Origin of the sequence: Marinicauda sp. Alg238-R41 (assembly GCF_947331485.1) — a bacterium.
GTDB classification, from domain to species: Bacteria; Pseudomonadota; Alphaproteobacteria; order Caulobacterales; family Maricaulaceae; genus Marinicauda; species Marinicauda pacifica.
The window spans coordinates 1,468,114-1,485,000 of sequence record NZ_CAMZOJ010000001.1 but is presented as its reverse complement, the minus strand read 5'-3'; the positions used below and the strand labels follow the sequence as shown (position 1 = coordinate 1,485,000).

Annotated in this window: 20 protein-coding genes and 1 tRNA gene; 11 read left to right on the top strand and 10 right to left on the bottom strand. The window is 64.0% G+C overall.

Translation table 11 applies throughout. From position 1 onward, the window contains the following. Positions 1-919: 919 nt before the first annotated feature. Positions 920-1,351: a CBS domain-containing protein gene (locus PGP17_RS07085; protein WP_135943259.1), complete on the bottom strand. Its 432-nt coding sequence runs from the start codon at positions 1,349-1,351 to the stop codon at positions 920-922. A gap of 106 nt (positions 1,352-1,457) precedes the next feature. On the opposite strand from PGP17_RS07085, the gene PGP17_RS07080 reads away from it, so the two are divergent. From PGP17_RS07080 to PGP17_RS07070, 3 genes are all read left to right on the top strand, one after another. Next, positions 1,458-2,768, top strand: coding sequence for a DUF2157 domain-containing protein (locus tag PGP17_RS07080; protein WP_270374769.1), 1,311 nt, complete (start codon positions 1,458-1,460; stop codon positions 2,766-2,768). Continuing rightward, a complete protein-coding gene (locus PGP17_RS07075) occupies positions 2,765-3,379 on the top strand; it encodes a GDYXXLXY domain-containing protein (protein WP_270374768.1) in 615 nt (204 codons plus the stop codon). Before PGP17_RS07080 ends, PGP17_RS07075 begins: the two co-directional genes overlap by 4 nt. Before the next feature lie 286 nt (positions 3,380-3,665). Further along, positions 3,666-3,968 (top strand): GIY-YIG nuclease family protein, encoded by a 303-nt coding sequence (locus PGP17_RS07070; protein ID WP_270374767.1) that lies wholly within the window; start codon positions 3,666-3,668, stop codon positions 3,966-3,968. A gap of 297 nt (positions 3,969-4,265) precedes the next feature. Here the strand turns inward: PGP17_RS07070 and PGP17_RS07065 are convergent, their stop codons facing one another. Then, positions 4,266-4,898 carry a rhomboid family intramembrane serine protease gene (locus PGP17_RS07065; RefSeq protein ID WP_270374766.1) on the bottom strand — a complete coding sequence of 211 codons (633 nt, stop codon included), beginning with the start codon at positions 4,896-4,898 and terminating at the stop codon, positions 4,266-4,268. 203 nt (positions 4,899-5,101) lie between these two features. Here PGP17_RS07065 and hfaA point away from each other — a divergent pair, with 203 nt between their 5' ends. From hfaA to hfaD, 3 genes are read left to right on the top strand one after another with little or no spacing between them, the layout of a single operon-like run. Beyond that, the gene (hfaA, locus tag PGP17_RS07060; RefSeq protein WP_270374765.1) at positions 5,102-5,575 is read left to right on the top strand and encodes a holdfast anchoring protein HfaA; all 474 of its coding nucleotides are present in this window, start codon (positions 5,102-5,104) and stop codon (positions 5,573-5,575) included. After that, entirely contained in the window at positions 5,568-6,560 is a 993-nt protein-coding gene (hfaB, locus tag PGP17_RS07055; RefSeq protein WP_270374764.1) for a holdfast anchoring protein HfaB, read from the top strand. The genes hfaA and hfaB overlap by 8 nt, the downstream gene beginning before the upstream one ends. Then, positions 6,520-7,701: a holdfast anchor protein HfaD gene (gene hfaD, locus PGP17_RS07050; RefSeq protein WP_270374763.1), complete on the top strand. Its 1,182-nt coding sequence runs from the start codon at positions 6,520-6,522 to the stop codon at positions 7,699-7,701. Before hfaB ends, hfaD begins: the two co-directional genes overlap by 41 nt. Positions 7,702-7,781: 80 nt before the next feature. On the opposite strand, the gene PGP17_RS07045 is transcribed toward hfaD, so the two are convergent. After that, positions 7,782-8,744: an NAD(P)H-dependent flavin oxidoreductase gene (locus tag PGP17_RS07045; protein ID WP_135943253.1), complete on the bottom strand. Its 963-nt coding sequence runs from the start codon at positions 8,742-8,744 to the stop codon at positions 7,782-7,784. A gap of 222 nt (positions 8,745-8,966) precedes the next feature. Here PGP17_RS07045 and tyrS point away from each other — a divergent pair, with 222 nt between their 5' ends. Then, complete coding sequence (gene tyrS, locus PGP17_RS07040) at positions 8,967-10,238, top strand: tyrosine--tRNA ligase (protein WP_270374762.1); 1,272 nt, start codon at positions 8,967-8,969, stop codon at positions 10,236-10,238. Here the strand turns inward: tyrS and PGP17_RS07035 are convergent. Beyond that, positions 10,235-11,086, bottom strand: a complete 852-nt coding sequence (locus PGP17_RS07035; RefSeq protein WP_270374761.1) for a sulfurtransferase — start codon at positions 11,084-11,086, stop codon at positions 10,235-10,237. The genes tyrS and PGP17_RS07035 overlap by 4 nt on opposite strands. Positions 11,087-11,192: 106 nt before the next feature. Here PGP17_RS07035 and PGP17_RS07030 point away from each other — a divergent pair, with 106 nt between their 5' ends. Together PGP17_RS07030 and PGP17_RS07025 are read left to right on the top strand one after the other, a co-directional pair. Beyond that, on the top strand, positions 11,193-12,356 hold the full coding sequence (locus tag PGP17_RS07030) for a CaiB/BaiF CoA transferase family protein (protein ID WP_270374760.1): 1,164 nt from the start codon (positions 11,193-11,195) through the stop codon (positions 12,354-12,356). Beyond that, a complete protein-coding gene (locus tag PGP17_RS07025) occupies positions 12,353-13,243 on the top strand; it encodes a crotonase/enoyl-CoA hydratase family protein (protein ID WP_270374759.1) in 891 nt (296 codons plus the stop codon). Before PGP17_RS07030 ends, PGP17_RS07025 begins: the two co-directional genes overlap by 4 nt. On the opposite strand, the gene PGP17_RS07020 is transcribed toward PGP17_RS07025, so the two are convergent. From PGP17_RS07020 to PGP17_RS06995, 6 genes are all read right to left on the bottom strand, one after another. Beyond that, complete coding sequence (locus PGP17_RS07020; RefSeq protein ID WP_270374758.1) at positions 13,240-13,842, bottom strand: DNA-3-methyladenine glycosylase family protein; 603 nt, start codon at positions 13,840-13,842, stop codon at positions 13,240-13,242. The two genes, PGP17_RS07025 and PGP17_RS07020, sit on opposite strands and share 4 nt — an antisense overlap. Before the next feature lie 20 nt (positions 13,843-13,862). Next, positions 13,863-13,951, bottom strand: a tRNA-Leu gene (locus tag PGP17_RS07015). Between the two features lie 105 nt (positions 13,952-14,056). Then, a complete protein-coding gene (locus tag PGP17_RS07010; RefSeq protein WP_135943247.1) occupies positions 14,057-14,254 on the bottom strand; it encodes a helix-turn-helix transcriptional regulator in 198 nt (65 codons plus the stop codon). After that, the gene (locus PGP17_RS07005) at positions 14,251-14,685 is read right to left on the bottom strand and encodes a hypothetical protein (protein ID WP_135943246.1); all 435 of its coding nucleotides are present in this window, start codon (positions 14,683-14,685) and stop codon (positions 14,251-14,253) included. The genes PGP17_RS07010 and PGP17_RS07005 overlap by 4 nt, the downstream gene beginning before the upstream one ends. Then, the gene (locus PGP17_RS07000; RefSeq protein ID WP_270374757.1) at positions 14,682-14,948 is read right to left on the bottom strand and encodes a hypothetical protein; all 267 of its coding nucleotides are present in this window, start codon (positions 14,946-14,948) and stop codon (positions 14,682-14,684) included. Before PGP17_RS07000 ends, PGP17_RS07005 begins: the two co-directional genes overlap by 4 nt. 143 nt (positions 14,949-15,091) lie before the next feature. After that, on the bottom strand, positions 15,092-15,727 hold the full coding sequence (locus PGP17_RS06995; RefSeq protein ID WP_270374756.1) for a peroxiredoxin: 636 nt from the start codon (positions 15,725-15,727) through the stop codon (positions 15,092-15,094). 133 nt (positions 15,728-15,860) lie between these two features. On the opposite strand from PGP17_RS06995, the gene PGP17_RS06990 reads away from it, so the two are divergent. Together PGP17_RS06990 and PGP17_RS06985 are read left to right on the top strand one after the other, a co-directional pair. Next, positions 15,861-16,355 (top strand): SixA phosphatase family protein, encoded by a 495-nt coding sequence (locus PGP17_RS06990; protein ID WP_270374755.1) that lies wholly within the window; start codon positions 15,861-15,863, stop codon positions 16,353-16,355. 113 nt (positions 16,356-16,468) lie between these two features. Continuing rightward, complete coding sequence (locus PGP17_RS06985; protein WP_135943242.1) at positions 16,469-16,846, top strand: helix-turn-helix domain-containing protein; 378 nt, start codon at positions 16,469-16,471, stop codon at positions 16,844-16,846. Positions 16,847-16,887: the final 41 nt, after the last annotated feature.

The window sequence follows — 16,887 nt, the reverse complement described above, 5'->3', positions numbered from 1 at the left end:
TCACTTAGAGAAAACGCTTTGACGTTCGACGTCTATGTGGATGGCTTGAGCCAGTGGCCCGGTCCATCCGCAAACGCGCCGCCGCCTGCGTTTCTCTTTCCAAAACCAACAATGTCAAAGAGCTGCCTCGAGGATCGAACTTCCGTCCGTTTCTCTTGGCCGCCGCCTGGTCCCTGTCGAGACCACCCGGCGTTGGGAGGGCGGTTTCTAGTGAGCCGCCCGGCCCCGGTCAATCACTTTTTGCAGAAGCTTTTCAGTGGCTTAGTTGGCGCCGCTGAGGTCTTCTGCTTGACCCGGGAGCGCGGTGTCTAGTGAGCCGCGCCGCTCGGGTCAATCGCTTCTTGCAGTCGATGTCAGTGGCGAATTTCGTCGCCGCCGAAGTCGTCTGCCTGACGCGAGGAGCGCGGTTTCTATTGAGCCGCTCTCTCCGTGTCAACGCTTCCCTGCAGAAGGTTTTCAGCGAAAGCAGGTCCGAAGCGAAAACTCCAAAGAGCTTCTCTCCGGCGCCTTTAAATGCCGCCGCCGATATCTTCCGCCTTGATGCGAGAGGCGGGTAAGTAGTGACCCGCGTTTCTCGTGTCAACCGGCTTTTTCCGAAGCGTGTCAGCGAGTGTCTCCTGCAGAAACGAAGCACAAAAGAACTTCGCCGGCGCAAGAGATACGCCGCTGATTTACTCCCGTCCAAGCCGGAGGAGGCTCAGCAGTATGGTCTGCTTCGTCCGATCCTTCAAGAGCAAATCCGCAGTCGCGGGTAACTCTTTCGGGGCCGGCCGGGGCAGTCCCTCCGCCGAGGTCGCGGTTTCTACGCGCCTGCCCTGAGCGGCACAAGCCCTGATGACAGATTTTTTGCACGGCAAAAGCCGCAACGGCCCGATCGCCCTGCTCTCACAGGCCGTTTGCCCGTTGCATATCTCTGCAGTCAGGCCGTCTCGATATAGGTTTTCAGGCTTTCGGCCTCGGCTTCGGCCTCGGCGATCTTGCGTTTGACCACGTCGCCGATCGAAACCACGCCCTGCAGGCGGTCGTCTTTGACGATCAGGATGTGGCGCACCCGCCGTCCGGTCATGAGACTCATGAGGTCATCGACATCGGTTTCCGGTGCCGCGGTGATGAGATCGCGCGTCATGACCGAGGTGACCGCCTGGTCGAGAACCGACGGTCCGCCTTCGGCCAGGGCGCGTGCCAGATCGCGTTCGGAGAAGACGCCGACCGGCTCCCTGTCATCGGACAGCACGACGACCGCGCCGATCCGGCGTTCGGTTAGTTCGCGCGCAGCATCGAGAAGCGTGGTATCCGGGCTGACCGAGAAAATATCGGAGCCCTTTTGCGAAAGTATCCGGCTCGCGCTCATGGCGGCCTCCTTTCTGGCTCATTTACCGGTGTTATCATGCATGAACGCGAAAGGTCCGGCAAATCGAATCCGGCCCGCGCGGGTTCCGGGGAGGGATAGATCGCCCATGAGTTATCGAAAGCGCCTCGAGCGCGATCTTGATGGCTGGATCGAGCGCGGGCTCGTCCCTCAGCAGAGCCGGGAGCCCATCTTGTCCAGCGTGCCCGAGCGGCGCGCGCCCTGGTCGGTCTCCGGCGCGGCCGCGCTGCTCGGCGCGATTCTCGTCTCTCTTGCGGTGCTCAGCTTCGTGGCCGCCAACTGGGCGGGCATGGAGCGCGCCACCCGCTTTGTAATCATACTGGTTGCGCTCTGGGCCAGCTTCGGCACGGCGGCTTTCGCCAGCTGGCGGGGCAAGGGCACCGGCGTGGTTCACGCCGCGGCACTGATCGGCGCGGTCCTCTTCGGTGCGGCCATCATGCTGACGGCCCAGACCTTCAATATCAGCGCCTTTCGCAATACCGGCCTGCTGATCTGGGCCGTCGGCGCGCTGGCGACCGCCCTCGTGATTCCCTCCCGCCCGGCTCTCATTCTCGCGACCCTGATCGGCGCGGGCTGGCTCGGCGCCGAGCTTGCCAATACGCTCGCGCCCGATCTGGTCTGGGGCTACCTGCCGCTCTGGCTCGTGATGGCCGGATGCGCTAGCGCGCTTCGATCGCGCATTGCCGCGCACATCCTTTCGCTCAGCCTCTTTGCCTGGCTCGCCTTCATGCTGGAACGCACCGGCAATGTGACCGGGCTGACGCAGATCCAGTCAGTCTCCCTCTTTGTGCTGATCGCCGCACTCATCGCTGTGACCGGCCTGTTCGCACGCGAGCGGAACCGGTTCGGCGCCGGCATTCTCGGCCTGTGGGCCCTCGCGCTCGGCCTGGCCGGCGGATGGGCGCTCCAGTTCCCGCTGGAAAGTCTCGGCGCTCGTGACGCCATGCCAACCGCCTCCCTCCCCGGGCTGGCCGCGGCCGGCATCGTCACCCTCGCCGTGTTCGCTGTCCTTGCCTTGCGCGTGCGCACCCGCGCGATGGCGCTGCCGGTCGCTCTGCTCGGCGCGCTGGCGGCCGGGCTGGTCCTGGCCCTGCCGGCGCTCGCCCATGCGCTCGATCCGTCGGCGGTCTTTGTCCTGCGGCTTGTGGTGGGCGCGCTGATCTTTGCGCTGGCCGCCGCCCTGATCGCATCGGGCGCCCGCGAAGGCCGGCGCGTCGCCGGCACGCTGGGCATTCTCCTCTTCATCGCCCAATGCCTCTATGTCTACGCGACCTTGTTCGGCAGCCTGCTCAGCACCGCCGTCTTCTTCCTGGCCGGCGGCGTCCTGCTCTTCGCCGTGTCGCTGGTCGCCGCCCGCGTCCAGCTCAGGCTCAACCGCACGAAGGGAGAGTCCCGATGAATGCCGCGCTCCGCCTTCTCGCCCTTTGCCTGGCCATGAGCCTGGTGCTCGCCGCCATGGTCGCCCTGCACGCCCAGGCGCGCCGGTCGGGCACCGAGATTCGCCTCGAGACCGAGCCGGTCGATCCGCGCGACTGGCTGCTAGGCTATTACGTCCAGCTCCAGACCCCGCTTCACCGTATCGACACGCGCGGCCTGGGTCTCATGCCTCGCGAATGGGACACCGGCGACCGGCTCTGCCTGCGTCTCGAAGAGCGCGACACAGGCTGGACCCCGGTCGAGGCGGCCCGCGACAGCGGCGATGGCGGCGTCTGGATCTGCGGCCGTGTCGAATACCGCTTTGAAATGACCGAGTTCGAAGAGGTGGAGAGACAGACGGAGTCCGGAGAGTCATTCATCGAGCAACGCCCGGTCGAAGGAAGCCTGCACGACGTCCTGACCCTGCGTTACAATCTGGAACGCTATTACGCCGATCCCGAAACCGCCGCAGAACTCGACACCCTGCGCAACCAGGGCCGCCTGCGCCTCATCGTTTCGCTCTCGGACTCAGGCGACGCCGTGATCAAGGGCCTGGAAATCGACGGCGAGGACCATCTGGACACGGTGTTCTGAGGGGGTATCCCTCTCCCACCTTCGTCATCCCGGGCTTGCCCCGGGACCCAGAGGTAGTGAAGCGCCCTCATCCAATGACGGCACCCTGTCCTCTCTGGGTTCCGGCTCTCGCTACGCTCGGCCGGAATGACGACAGTTTTCAAGTTATTTAAAAACAACCGAATTTTCGTCATCCCCGGCTTGACCGGGGATCCAGAGAACATGAAACGCCGTCATCTGAAGACGGTATCGCTCAAACCGCGAGATATTGCGGTCCCGAAGCCTGCGATTGCCGTAAACTGTCGCCATGACAGCGCGCCTCTTCCAGCCCTGTGTCTACATGCTCGCGAGCGAACGCAACGGGACGCTCTATACCGGCGTGACACGCGACCTGCCGGGGCGGGCGTGGGAACATCGCGAGGGCGCCACGTCTGGATTTACCCGGCGCTACGGCGTCAAGACGCTGGTCTGGTTTGAAGTGCATGCCACGATGGAAGACGCCATCTTGCGTGAGAAGCGGATCAAGGGATGGACGCGCGCCTGGAAGATCGCGCTGATCGAAACGGACAATCCGCGCTGGCTCGATCTCTATGAGACGCTGTTCTCTTAAGTCGGCACCCTGTCCTCTCTAGGTTCCGGGTCTCGTTTCACTCGCCCGGAATGACGAGGTTTTAAGTTATTTAAAAACAACAGAATTCTCGTCATCCCGGACTTGATCCGGGATCCAGAGAGCGTGAAACGCCGTCATCAGATGACGCCGCCCTGTCCTCTCTAGGTTCCGGGTCTCGTTTCACTCGCCCGGAATGACGACAGTTTTCAAGTTATTTAAAAACAACAGAATTTTCGTCATCCCGGACTTGATCCGGGATCCAGAGAGCGTGAAACGCCATGATCGGATCACGCCCACCTACCCCCGCCGGAACCAGCGCACGAACAGCGGATAGAAGACCGCTCCGGCGACGAGCCCGCCAATATGGCCGGCCCAGCTGATCGGCAGCGAATAGAACAGGCCGAACAGGCCCATTGCGATATTGATGACCAGCCAGGGCAGCGCCAGGCGCAGCATGCCGGTGCGTCCGCCCGTGGCCCAGCCGGCCGCCGCGATCAGGCCCGACACCCCCGTCGAGGCGCCGATCATCAGTCCGAATTCCGGCCCGGACAGCAGCAGGTGGAACGCGCCGCCCACTGCGGCACACAGGAAGAAGAAGGCAAGAAATCCCGCGCCGGCCATCACGCCGCGCCCGAACGGGCGGGCCGCGACATTGCCCGCGGCCAGCAGGATGAAGAGATTCATCAGCAGATGCGTCCAGCCCCCATGCACGAAGACGTGCAGGACCAGGGCCGGAATGCCGTTCAGCGGCTGGCCGGGAAAGCCGGCCGGCGGACGCCCGGTCACCAGCGCGCCCAGCCACATCTGGGTCTGGTGGAACGGCACGAAGAGCGCGCCGAGCGCGTGCGCGGCCACGATGGCGGCCGACAGTCCGATCACGACGGCGGGAAGCTGGTTGAATATGGGCGCGCGCGGCGCGGGCTCTTGCATGGGCGAAGCCATCCTTGAAATTGACGGAGCATGCGCGCCGCAGCTCCCGCCTAACATGGGACGTTATCGCGCCCGGGCCAATGGGGACGCTTCACCCCTCTCCGCCTCCGGGCCCTGCGCACTGTCTGGCCTGGCGTCCGGCACACGATCTGGCACACGCGTTGCAGCCTCGTCTCCCAAGCGTCTTCAAAGGAGACACATCAATGCGGTGCATGCCCCTCATCACCCTGTCTGCGGTTTTTCTCGCCACGAGCGCGCCTGTCCAGGCGCAAAGCGCCAATGGCGCTGAATTTTCAAGGCCATACGGCACGTCGGTCGGCGACGAGACCCGTCCCTATCAGGGCGCGCGCGGCGCCGGCGGCAACCGGGTGGTCGTCAACGGCATCATCCAGACCGGGGTGGGTGTCTCGGCGCGGGCCAGTGCGACCGGCGTATTCAATGGCGGTGTCTCGGGGGGTGTCTCCGGCGGAGGCAACGGCCAGACCGGCCCGTTTGCCCAGTCGAACGCCACCGCCATCGGCAACCAGCTCAATGTGGTGGTCAGCGGGCGCTACAACACGGTGGTCGTCAATTCCAACCAGACCAATACCGGCGACATCACCGCGGTCGGAGCCGCCATCGCGGCGGCCAATGACGAGACCGCAGCCCAGACACGGACGGAGGTGCAAAATGACTAGTCTGAAGCGCCTTTTGACGATTGCCGCCAGCGCGCTTTCTGTGACGGCGTGCGCCACCTCGACCCCCGGGGCGGACGGGCTCTACGCGACGCCGACCGGCGGCGCGCCGGTGACCGCAAACCCGACCCCCTATTCCCAGGCGCTGGTCTGCATGGCCAACCACGCCCACCAGCGCGGCTTCGCGCCGCGTATCGCAGTGGGACGCATCAACGACTATACCGGCCAGATCGCACCGGAAGGCGGCACGCGAGTCACCCAGGGCGCGGCCCTGATGGCGATGAGCGCCTTTGCCAAGGCCGGTGCGCGCCTGGTGGAACGCTACGACACCTCGGTGGCCGAGCTGGAACTGCGCTACGCCAACTCCCAGCTGCTCGGCGATGCCGGCGAGGCCCAGGGCCTGCGCCAGATCCACGCCGGCGCGATGCCCTCCTCCGACTATTACCTGGTCGGCGGCATCACCGAACTGAACGCCAATATCCGCTCCAACGGCCAGGATCTGTTCGCCGGCGACTCGGTGGACTCCGACCCGGCCGGGGTGTTCTCGCGCCGTCTCTACGTGATGAATGTCGGCCTCGACCTGCGCCTGATCGATTCGCGCACGCTCGAAGTGGTCGACGTCATCTCCTACCAGAAGCAGATCATCGGCCGCGAACTCTCGGCCGGCGTCTTCGCCTTCTTCGGCGACGTGGTTCTCGATGCTTCGGCCGGCGGCCGCTCGCTCGAACCGGTCCAGCTGGCCGTGCGCAGCGTCATCGAACGCGCCGTGGTCGAGATCTCGGCCCAGCTTTATGGCGTCGCGCCGCACGAGACCTGTGCCTTTGACGATCCGATCGGCGGATCGACCGACATTACCGGCGGCATTCAGGTCGCCACGTCCTATGCCCCAACGGAGGCTCCCTATGTCCAGGCTCGCTCGAACGTTGATCGCGGGCACGAGCGCCGCGATGCTGATATCCGCAGCCAGCTTCGCGGAACCTACCAGTAACGCGACGAACGACCAGACGAACGACGCGGCCGAAACGCGCGCGGAGTCCCGTCACGAGGTCGCCGGCACCGAGGCCGTGACCGGGATCGCCATCGCCCAGGCCAACTCCGTGACCGGCGAAGTCGTCGAGTGGACCGCCCTGGGGAGTACTCAGTCGGTTTCGGGGGATATCACCGCGCAATCGGAGATCGAGGCGCAATCGGTCTATGGAGTCGCGACTTCGAACGCGACCGCGCAAGGTAATGCGCTAACAGCGGCAGCCAGCACGAACATAGACGCCGATGTGCAACAAGTAGCGGGCTCAGGCACGGTTAGCGCGCTGTCAGCACTGCGTCTTGGTGACTATGCCGGCCATGTCGTGTCCAACAGCCAGGCGACGGCCAATGCCGCCGAAATCGCCACCGCGGACTCTGAAGCCAATCTCGCTTTGACACAGAGCTCCAACAGCGATGTGCGCGCCGAAACGCGACTCGAAGCGGACAATGCCGAGATCGAAACGACCGTTCAGACTGCGACCGCAGCGGGCAATAGCGTGACTGCCGGCGGCACGAACTCCAGCACGATCATGGACATAGACCAGTCCAATGGCGGGAATATCTCCGCGACCGCCGAGGCCGATATCGCCAATGCCGACTACGGCGCGACCGTCGCCAGCCAGGCCGCGGGCAACACCGCCAACCTCTATAGTGAATGGGGCTACGCCCACATGCAGGGCGAGCAGATGAATTCCGGCGACGTCGAGGCGATGACCCGCATGGGCGTCGGCGCCTTCGAGAACGGTCCGCTGGTCGGATCCGCCAACGCAGTCGGCAACCAGGTTCTCCTCTCCAATTTCGGGGCAAACGCCTATGCCGGCGTGGGCCAGACCAATTCCGGCAATGTCTCGGCAAACGTCGTCATGCAAGGCGGATCGGGCCAGTCGGCCTTCGCCACCAGCTCGGCCATGGGCAATGCGCAATCGGGGTATATCTGTTCAGAGTGTCCCGTGGGACTCGACGCTAATACGCGCCAGCTCAACAGCGGCAACGTGTTCTCCGGCGTCAGCCAGTCCTATGACGGCTATGTCGGCGCCGTGACCGGCAGCGCGACGGCGGTCGGCAACGCCTCGACCTTCGCCACGGTCAGCCCGAACGGCGGCTAACCTCTGAAAAACAATAGAAAAAGGCGCACGAGAAAACCTCCCTCGCGCGCCTTTTTGTGTCCGGTCAGAAGCGGTCGGGGCTAGCTGCAGATCCGCCGTTTCGCCCCGTTATACTGACTTTCCAGTTGCTTGACGAAATTCTCGGCCGGCTGGACCTGTTTCACCGAGCCGATGCCCTGGCCCGAGCCCCAGATGTCTTTCCAGGCCTTGGCGTCGCTGCCGCCGCCCGATCCGAAATTCATCGCCGAGGGGTCGCTTTCGGGCAGGTTGTCCGGATCGAGTCCGGCCGAGGCGATGGAGCGGCGCAGGTAATTGCCGTGAACGCCAGTGAAAAGGTTCGTGTAAACAATGTCTTCCGCGCGCCCTTCCACGATGCCTTCCTTGTACTCGTCGGTGGCACGCGCCTCTTCCGTCGCGATGAAGGCCGAGCCGATATAGGCGTAGTCGGCGCCCAGGGCCTGCGCCGCCAGCACACCGGCTCCGGTCGAGATCGACCCTGAGAGCGCCAGCGGGCCGTCGAAGAATTCGCGAATCTCGCTGATCAGCGCAAACGGCGACAGCGTCCCGGCATGCCCGCCCGCGCCCGAGCACACGGCGATCAGGCCATCAGCCCCTTTTTCCAGGGCCTTACGGGCAAATTTCACATTGATGATGTCGTGCATCGTCTGGCCGCCCCAGCCCTGGACGGCCTGGTTCAGCTCCTCGCGCGCGCCCAGCGACGTGATGACCAGCGGCACCTTGTATTTCTCGCAGGTCGCGAGGTCGGCCTCCAGCCGATCATTGGACCGGTGCACGATCTGGTTCACCGCGAACGGGGCCGCGGGGCTGTCCGGGTTCTTCTCGTTGTAGCTCTCCAGCTCGCTCGTGATCTCGTCGAGCCACTCGTCCAGCTGGGACTGGGGCCGGGCGTTGAGCGCCGGGAAAGAGCCGACCACACCGGCCTTGCACTGGGCAATCACCAGCTTGGGATTGGAAATGATGAAAAGCGGCGCGCCGATAACCGGCAGACGCAGACGTCCTTCAAGCGCTTTGAGTTCGGCCAACGGCCCCTCCCCTGATTGATATGACGGGCGATTGAACGCCGTTCACTTGGCTCCAAAGCTAACGCGGTTTTCGGCCAGCGAAAGAGGGCGATGTGAAAAGAGGCGCCACGTGGGACCAATCGGTCCGCGTTCGCAAGCCAGACGCGCTTGTTTGTTGAAAACCGCGGCTTGAGCGGCTACGCGCTCCTTTCCCGAAGACTTGGCATTGCCGGACCCTGATCGATGACCGACGCCCGCACCACTCCTCTTCCGTTTCTCGCCGATCTCGAAGCGCGTGGACTTCTTCATCAGAAGACCGCGGAACTCACCGATTCGGTGCTCGAAACCCAGCGCCCGCCGCTCTATGTCGGCTTCGATCCCAGCGCGCCGAGCCTGCACGCCGGCAATCTGATGCCGCTGCTTGGCATGGACCGCTATCGTCAACGCGGCGGCCAGATCATTGTTTTGCTTGGCGGCGCGACCGGCATGATCGGCGATCCGTCCGGCAAGGATACCGAGCGCTCGCTTCAGAACGAGGAGGCCGTACAGGCCAATATCGCGAGCCAGCGCGCCCAGATGGAATCGCTGTTCGCGCGCACCGAAGGCCCGGCGCCGATCTTCGTGAATAATGGCGACTGGTGGCAGGACATGAGCGTCGTGCGCTTCCTGCGCGATGTCGGAAAGCACTTCTCGGTCAATGCGATGCTGACCAAGGACTCGGTGCGCAACCGGATCGAGAGCCGCGAGCAGGGAATCAGCTTTACCGAATTTTCCTACCAGCTCCTGCAGGGCTACGACTTCGTCCACCTGTACCGAGAGCAAGGCTGCCTGATGCAGATGGGCGGGTCGGACCAGTGGGGCAATATCGTCGGCGGGGTCGACCTGCTGCGGCGCATGGAAAGCGTGCAGGGTCATGCCCTTACCTATCCCTTGCTGACCAACTCGGAAGGCAAGAAGTACGGCAAGTCCGAGAAGGGCGCGGTCTGGCTCGACCCCAAGCTGACGAGCCCGTACGAATTCTACCAGTTCTGGCTCAATACCGCGGACGCGGATGCGCCCAAATTCCTGCGGTGGCTGACCGATCTGCCCCTGGGTGACATCGAGGCACTGGAAGCAGCCGAAGCCCATCTGCGCGAGCCGCAGAAGGCCCTTGCGCGCTGGCTGACCACGCGGGTGCACGGGGCCAGCCAGACCGCGCTGTGCGAACGGGCCAGCGCCGTCATCTTCTCTGGTCAGGCCACGGATCTCGACGCAGAACTGGTCGACATGATCGCACGCGCAGTGCCGACCTATCAGGCCGCCGCCGGTGAGGCGCTGAGCCTGATTGATGCCATGGCGAATGTCGGCGCGGCCGCCTCGAAAGGCGAAGCGCGCCGCCTCATCAAGCAGAACGCCGTGTCGGCCAACGGCGCGAAGCTGGGCGATGAAACCGCCGACCTCTCCGCCCTGGCCGGACAGGCTGGTGCGGTGGTGCTTTCGGTCGGCAAGGCAAAACGCTTCCTGATCCGCTTCTAGGCGGGCCCGGTGGCAATGGGCAGGTCGCCACGCCCGGCCCATTCGGTCCAGGACCCGTCATAGAGCCACACATCGTCGAAGCCGGCCTCGGTGAAGGCCGCGAAGAGGATCGCGGCGGTCACGCCCGATCCGCACGTGGTCACGATGCGCCGGGCCGGATCGATGTCCGGCAGAACGCGCTTCAGTGCCGCGCCCTGCTTCATGCGTCCGTCCGCATCGAGCAACGCACCGAAGGGCAGATTGACCGATCCGGGTATGTGACCCGACGCCAGGCCCTCGCGCGGTTCGCGGTCGCGTCCCTCGAACCGCCCGGCCGGGCGCGCATCCACGATCAGCGCATCACCTGCCTTGGAGTGGGTCAGCACATCGGCCCAGCTCATCGTGGTGTCGTGCATGACCATGCCGGCGTAGCGATCGGACGTATCGGCGTCGGGCATTTCGTTGCGCGGCGGGGGTGGCCCGGTTTCTACTTGCCAGCCGGCCTTCAAAGCGGCGGCAAACCCGCCGTCGAGAATACGCGCCTGCAGGCCGAATCGCAGGAAAGTCCACCAGACCCGCGCCGACGCGAACCCTGAATTCTGATCGTAGATGATGAATGATTCTTCGGCGCTCAGGCCGTAAGCGGATAGCCAGCGCTGAAACCGCGAGGCGCCAGGCGCCATATGGGGCAGCGCGCTGGTCGGGTCGCTGACCGCATCGATATCGAAATACACCGCTCCGGCCAGCCGCCGCGCATCGAAAAGCTGGGCGCCGGTCTGCGCGGCGGCACCGGGCATGAACCAGGTGGCATCGACCAGGACTGTCCCGGGGCGGCGGGGCTCGGTCACACCAAATCGAACCGTGCTCATCTTTGCACCTCTTCCAGCACACGCCATTGCGCGAGAGCGAATTCGGTTCCACCCTGATCCAAAACGCGAGCCGCGAAAAGCGGCGGCTGAAAAAGGGAGGAAAATCATGGTTCTCGACGGGGTGCGGGTCATCGACCTGACCACGGTTGTCGCCGGTCCGCTGGCCAGCCTGATCCTGGCGCAGCAGGGCGCAGAGGTGATCAAGGTCGAACCGCCGGCCGGCGATCTCATCCGGCGGCTGGGCTATATCGCCGGCGATGGCGCCAGTTCGACCCATCACGTTCTTGGACGCGGCAAGACGCTGATCAGCCTCGATCTGACCGATGCGTCGGGGCGTGATGCCCTCCACCGGCTGCTCGGCGATGCCGACATCCTCCTGCATAATTATCGCCCCGGCGTGGCGGAGCGCCTCGGGCTCGACCCGGACGAACTCCAGGCACGCTATCCGCGCCTGATCGTCGGCGAGGTCACGGGATTCGGGTCCGAAATGCCGCTGCGCGACGTGCGGGCCTATGACCCCGTCATCCAGGCCGAAAGCGGGCTGGCCGCCCGGCCCGGCGACGAGGACCCGGCGCTCTATCCGCAATATATCTGCGACAAGGTCTCCGGGCTCTATCTGTGCCAGGCGGTGACGGCCGCCCTCGCCGCACGCGCCACGACCGGGAAGGGCAAGCGGGTCGAGGTCTCCATGCTGGAGGCCGCGACCGCCTTCGCCTGGATGGATGTGCACATGCCGCTGACGCTGGCCGATCCGGTCCGCCCGGGGCCGAACATCGCCAAGGTGTATCGTCCCTGGAAGGCGAAGGACGGCTGGTTTGTCGTCGTGATGCTGTCGGAGAAGGAATTCGGCGGCTGGTGCGAGGCCGTCGAGGCGCTGGACCTGCTCGAGGACGAGCGCTGCGCCGACATGGCCAGCCGGTTCCTGAACTGGGACACGATTCGCGAACGCTGCGAGCCCAATGTGGCCAGCCTCTCTGTCGAAACCGTATTGGCCCGCCTGCGTGAAAAGGGCGTGCCGGCCGGCAAGGTGAACACCTCCGAAGACATGCTGACCCATCCCCAACTGCTCAATAGCGGCTTTCTCTACGAGGCCGATGGCGGAAAGGCCGGCCGTCTTCGCCTGCCCGCCAGCCCGGCACGATTCGATGGCAAGCGGCCGGGCCTGAATGCCGTGGCGGGCAGCACGATCGGGCAGGACACCCGAACCTTGTTGCAGGCGTCCGGTTTTGACGACGACGAGATCGCAGCCCTGACCGGAGCCGGCGCATGAGCGAGTATTCCAGCCTTCTTTACGAACGCGACGCACGCATCGCGACGATCACCCTGAACCGTCCCGAGCGCTTCAACGCCATCAATGACGAGATGCCCGGGGAAATTCGAGCCGCCGTGGAGCGGGCCGAAGCCGACCCGGAAGTGCATGTCATCGTCGTACGCGGTGCGGGAAAGGGGTTTTGCGGCGGCTACGATCTGGTCGAATACGCCGAGACCGAAGGCGAGATCCCCGGCAGCCAGGACATGCCCTGGGACCCGATGATCGATTTCGCGTTCATGGAGCGCAACACGCAGGACTTCATGTCGCTGTGGCGGGCCCACAAGCCGACCATTGCCCGCGTCCACGGTGCCGCCGCGGCCGGCGGGTCGGACATCGCCCTGTGCTGCGACTTTGTCATCATGGCCGAAGATGCGCGTATCGGTTACCCGCCGGCCCGCGTCTGGGGCGTGCCGACGCCGTCCATGTGGGTCCATCGCCTCGGGCCGCAGCAGGCCAAGCGCATGATGATGACCGGTGAACTCATCGACGGGAAGGAAGCTGTGCGAATCGGGCTCGCGCTTGAGACCGTCCCGGAGGACAAGCTGGACTCCGCGGTCGAGCGTCTGGCAGGGCGGCTGTCCGGCGTACCGCGAAACCAGCTGATGATGACCAAGATGGTCGTCAATCAGGCGGTCGAGGCCCAGGGCCTGTCCAACACCCAGCGCTTTGCCACGATCTTCGATGGAATCGCGCGTCACTCGCCCGAGGGGCTGTGGTTCCGCAAGCGCGCGCAGGATGTGGGGTTCAAACAGGCCGTGAAGGAACGCGACTCTGGCGATCCGATCGCCGAAGGCGTGAGCAAGCGCCCGCACACGCGCGGTGCGAAATCGTCCGGCAAAGGCTAGTCGGGCCGCGCGTCGACCCAGCGCCACATGTAGAGGGCGAGATAGCTGCGATACGGTGCGAATCGCTCGGCGCTTCGCACCGTCTTGCGGCGCTTGCTTGTAAGCGAAATCAGGGTCTTGCGCGCGGTCACGTCGCCTTCGGGCCAGATATCCTCTTCGCCGAAATAGAACAGGTTCACCATGTCGGCCGTCCACGGCCCTACGCCCTTTATGGCCGTCAGGCGGCGGGCCCGCTCAGGGGCACCAAGATTCTTGAGGGCCTCGCGGGTCAGCCCGTTCTCCCGGGCCTCGAATGCGATGGCGCACACCGCAGCGGTCTTTGCACCGGACAGGCCGCAGGCGCGCAAGGTCTTCTCGTTTCGCGGATCGAGAAAATCGAGCAGAGGACCTTCCCCGGCAGCAGCGCACACACGCGACCAGATCGTTCCGGCTGCCTTTACGCTCAGCTGCTGACCGGCCACGGAACGGGCCAGGCGTTCGGCCAGCGGCTGTGAGTCGTCGCAGGGCAAGTGGAGCGGTCCGAGCCGCTGCAGCGCGTCGGTGAGGTCCGGAGACAGGGTCTGGGCCGCATTCAGGCAGTGCTCGTGAATTGCGCTCATTGGACCAGACCCTGAAAAAATGGTGCGGGCGGCCGGAATCGAACCGGCACGGAGGTTGCCCTCCAACGGATTTTAAGTCCGGTGCGTCTACCAGTTCCGCCACGCCCGCATTGCCCCGGCTCGTACAGGCAGGACCCCACCTCAATAAGCCGACACGCGCACAGATTGGAAGAGCGGCGCTGGATGAAAGCGCAGAATACGCGTGGACGCGGGGCTATTCCGCCTCGTCACTGAAAATCTCTTCGATCTTCAGGTTAAAGACCCGGCCGATCTTGAATGCGAGGGGTAAAGACGGCGCGTACTTGCCCGTTTCGAGCGCGTTGACCGTCTGGCGAGAAACCTCCAGCCGCTCGCCGAGTGCCTGTTGGCTCCAGCCATGTTCGGCCCGCAACTCCTTGAGGCGGTTCTTCATCGATACCGCCTCAAGATCAGGTGAAGGGCGATATAGTAGACGAAAGAGCCCGTCGGAAACATCAAGATCGCCAGGACCGGCCAATGCTCGCCGGGGTTCGGAAAGCCGAGCAAGGCGTCGATGAACCCGAGCGCAAGCATGGTCAGCGTGACCGCCCCGAACCCGATCGCAAGAGCGGTCACATGGATGCGGTTCTGGAGTTCGTCGAGCGCGAGCATGAGCCGCACGAACTCGTAGACCAGGGCGGCGATCAGGCCGATCGTCAACACGACGCCGACGGCGACCAGAACCGGGCTTGCCCCGGTCTCTCCCAGCCAGGTCGTGCCCAGCATGACCGGCAGAAAGAGGACCGTGATGCCGATATTGGCCCGGTTGTATCGTTTGCGGGCCGCCGGCGGGGCAGAACTCGATTCCGGGATCAGATTGATCAACTAACTTCTCCATTCGCTGCCCGGCCTCCGGTGATCCAGTGCCAGAGTGCCTGGCGGCGATCTACTGCCGACCAGCCCAGAAGGCCCACCCCGAGCCAGAACAGCCCCTCGGTTGCCAACGCAGCTGCAAATGCCGCGACCAGCCGCACGGGACGCGTCGTATCCAGCACCAACGTGGCGCCAAGCACGGCCCAGGCCAGGACGACGCCGGCAACGGCAAACAGGAAAACCGTCCGGCGGATGGATTTCGAGGTCAATGTCATGTCAGTTCCTCCAGCTATGTCAAGCGACCTTTACTGACATACCGTCAAGGAAACTTGACGTCAAGCAACCTTGACCAATCTGCACAAAAAATGACCGCCCCGGAGCATCCGGAGCGGTCATTCACGGTCAAGTTTCGATTGACCTACTTGTTCGGCTGCGGCGTCACACGCAGATACGGCTTCACCGTCTTGTAGCCTTTCGGGAAGAGCTTCGTCGCGTCCTCATCGCTGAGCGAGGGAACCACGATAACGTCTTCGCCTTCCTGCCAGTTGACCGGCGTTGCGACCTTGTAGCCGGAGGTCAATTGCAGCGAATCGATCAGACGCAGGATTTCGTTAAAGTTGCGACCGGCACTCGGCGGATAGGTGAACGTTGCGCGAATCTTCTTGTCGGAGTCGATAATGTAGACTGCGCGCACGGTGACCTTCGGATCGGCCTTCGGGTGGATCATCGAGTAGAGCTCGGAGACCTTCCGGTCGGTATCGGCGATGATCGGGAAATTGACCTTGCAGCCCTGGGTTTCCTCAATGTCCTTGATCCAGCCGTGATGGTCTTCCACTGGATCGACAGACAGGGCGATCGCCTTCGTCCCGCGCTTGGCAAACTCATCCTTCAGCTTGGCGGTGTAGCCGAGCTCGGTCGTGCAAACCGGCGTGTAGTCGGCCGGGTGAGAAAAGAACACGACCCAGTCGTCACCGATCCAGTCGTGGAAATCGATTTTGCCTTCGGTAGTTTCGGCTTGAAAGTTCGGGGCGGTATCGCCGAGCAAGAGGGACATTTCATTTCTCCTTCGCAAAGGGTTGCGGCCAGCACTCAGATAGCGTCTTACTTGGCATCACTCCTCAGGCGGCGCAACCCCTCCAGCGAGGGATGCCGATCGATTTCAGTTACCTGCACGAGCCTCCCAGCCAATGGCCCACATCATTATCGCGCGCCACGCCAAGACCATCGACCGCAGCGAGGCGGACGAGGACTTCGACCGTTATCTGACAGAGCGCGGCCACGCCGATGCCGAACGGCTGGCTGAAGCGCTGGCCCAGACTGGGCTGAAGGCCGATCTCGCGCTCGTATCTCCGGCTCGGCGCACACAGGAAACCTGGGCTCATCTCGCGTCCACGCTGGGAGACCCGCGCGTTGAAAGCCCGATGGCGCTCTACCACGCGTCGACCTCCATGCTGATCAGGGCCTCGCTCGAGGCTTTCGAAGCCGGTGCGCAAACGCTGGCGGTTATCGGGCACAACCCGGGCGTCGGCGGCTTTGCCCATGAACTGGCCGCCAGGGCCGGAACGCTCAGCCGATGGCCGCACGGATTCGCGACGAGCTCGGCCGCCGTGTTCGACCTTTTGGATGATGTCAATTCAATGAATACCGTACATCAAGTTCTCAATTACAACCCAAAAGCCTGATACATCTACTCAAACTGACTTTGCCCCCTTCCATTTCCGGCCTCTAGCGAGAATGATCCGCGCCCTGAAACGCGGAACGTTCCGCATATGAAAGAGCCTTTGGGAGAGAAATATTGAGCGCACGGTCCGCGACCCCTATCGATCTGGAAATCGGTGCCAAGCTTCGCCTTTTCCGCTGTGCCAGGAATATTTCCCAGGTTCAGCTCGCCAAACAGCTGGGCGTGACCTTCCAGCAAGTCCAGAAGTATGAGCGCGGCGCCAACCGCATCGGTTCGGGGCGCCTGTACGAAGCCGCCCAGGTTCTGCAGGTGCCGGTCAGCGCGTTTTTCGATGATCTTCCCGAGACCGCGGACGCCGGCGATTCGGACATCCCCACGCTTCCGGTCGAGGTGACCCGGCTCGCTCTGCGTCTGGCCTCGGTGGAAAGCGAAGAGACCCGGCGCGCGGCTATCGAACGGTGTGACAAGATCCTCAACGATCTCCACGCCTGACGGCCTCTTCGCGGAACACTTGCCCCCGCCTTCGTGCCTCT

Excerpts from the sequence above, each read along its gene's own strand:
- PGP17_RS06990 (WP_270374755.1), top strand. The coding sequence starts at position 15,861 with ATGGCCCACATCATTATCGCGCGCCACGCCAAGACCATCGACCGCAGC.
- PGP17_RS07010 (WP_135943247.1), bottom strand. The coding sequence starts at position 14,254 with ATGAAGAACCGCCTCAAGGAGTTGCGGGCCGAACATGGCTGGAGCCAA.
- PGP17_RS07000 (WP_270374757.1), bottom strand. The coding sequence starts at position 14,948 with ATGACATTGACCTCGAAATCCATCCGCCGGACGGTTTTCCTGTTTGCC.
- PGP17_RS07030 (WP_270374760.1), top strand. The coding sequence starts at position 11,193 with ATGGTTCTCGACGGGGTGCGGGTCATCGACCTGACCACGGTTGTCGCC.
- hfaB (WP_270374764.1), top strand. The coding sequence starts at position 5,568 with ATGACTAGTCTGAAGCGCCTTTTGACGATTGCCGCCAGCGCGCTTTCT.
- tyrS (WP_270374762.1), top strand. The coding sequence starts at position 8,967 with ATGACCGACGCCCGCACCACTCCTCTTCCGTTTCTCGCCGATCTCGAA.
- hfaD (WP_270374763.1), top strand. The coding sequence starts at position 6,520 with ATGCTGATATCCGCAGCCAGCTTCGCGGAACCTACCAGTAACGCGACG.
- PGP17_RS07035 (WP_270374761.1), bottom strand. The coding sequence starts at position 11,086 with ATGAGCACGGTTCGATTTGGTGTGACCGAGCCCCGCCGCCCCGGGACA.
- PGP17_RS07025 (WP_270374759.1), top strand. The coding sequence starts at position 12,353 with ATGAGCGAGTATTCCAGCCTTCTTTACGAACGCGACGCACGCATCGCG.
- PGP17_RS07085 (WP_135943259.1), bottom strand. The coding sequence starts at position 1,351 with ATGAGCGCGAGCCGGATACTTTCGCAAAAGGGCTCCGATATTTTCTCG.
- PGP17_RS06995 (WP_270374756.1), bottom strand. The coding sequence starts at position 15,727 with ATGTCCCTCTTGCTCGGCGATACCGCCCCGAACTTTCAAGCCGAAACT.
- PGP17_RS07080 (WP_270374769.1), top strand. The coding sequence starts at position 1,458 with ATGAGTTATCGAAAGCGCCTCGAGCGCGATCTTGATGGCTGGATCGAG.
- PGP17_RS07020 (WP_270374758.1), bottom strand. The coding sequence starts at position 13,842 with ATGAGCGCAATTCACGAGCACTGCCTGAATGCGGCCCAGACCCTGTCT.
- hfaA (WP_270374765.1), top strand. The coding sequence starts at position 5,102 with ATGCGGTGCATGCCCCTCATCACCCTGTCTGCGGTTTTTCTCGCCACG.
- PGP17_RS07065 (WP_270374766.1), bottom strand. The coding sequence starts at position 4,898 with ATGCAAGAGCCCGCGCCGCGCGCGCCCATATTCAACCAGCTTCCCGCC.
- PGP17_RS07070 (WP_270374767.1), top strand. The coding sequence starts at position 3,666 with ATGACAGCGCGCCTCTTCCAGCCCTGTGTCTACATGCTCGCGAGCGAA.
- PGP17_RS07075 (WP_270374768.1), top strand. The coding sequence starts at position 2,765 with ATGAATGCCGCGCTCCGCCTTCTCGCCCTTTGCCTGGCCATGAGCCTG.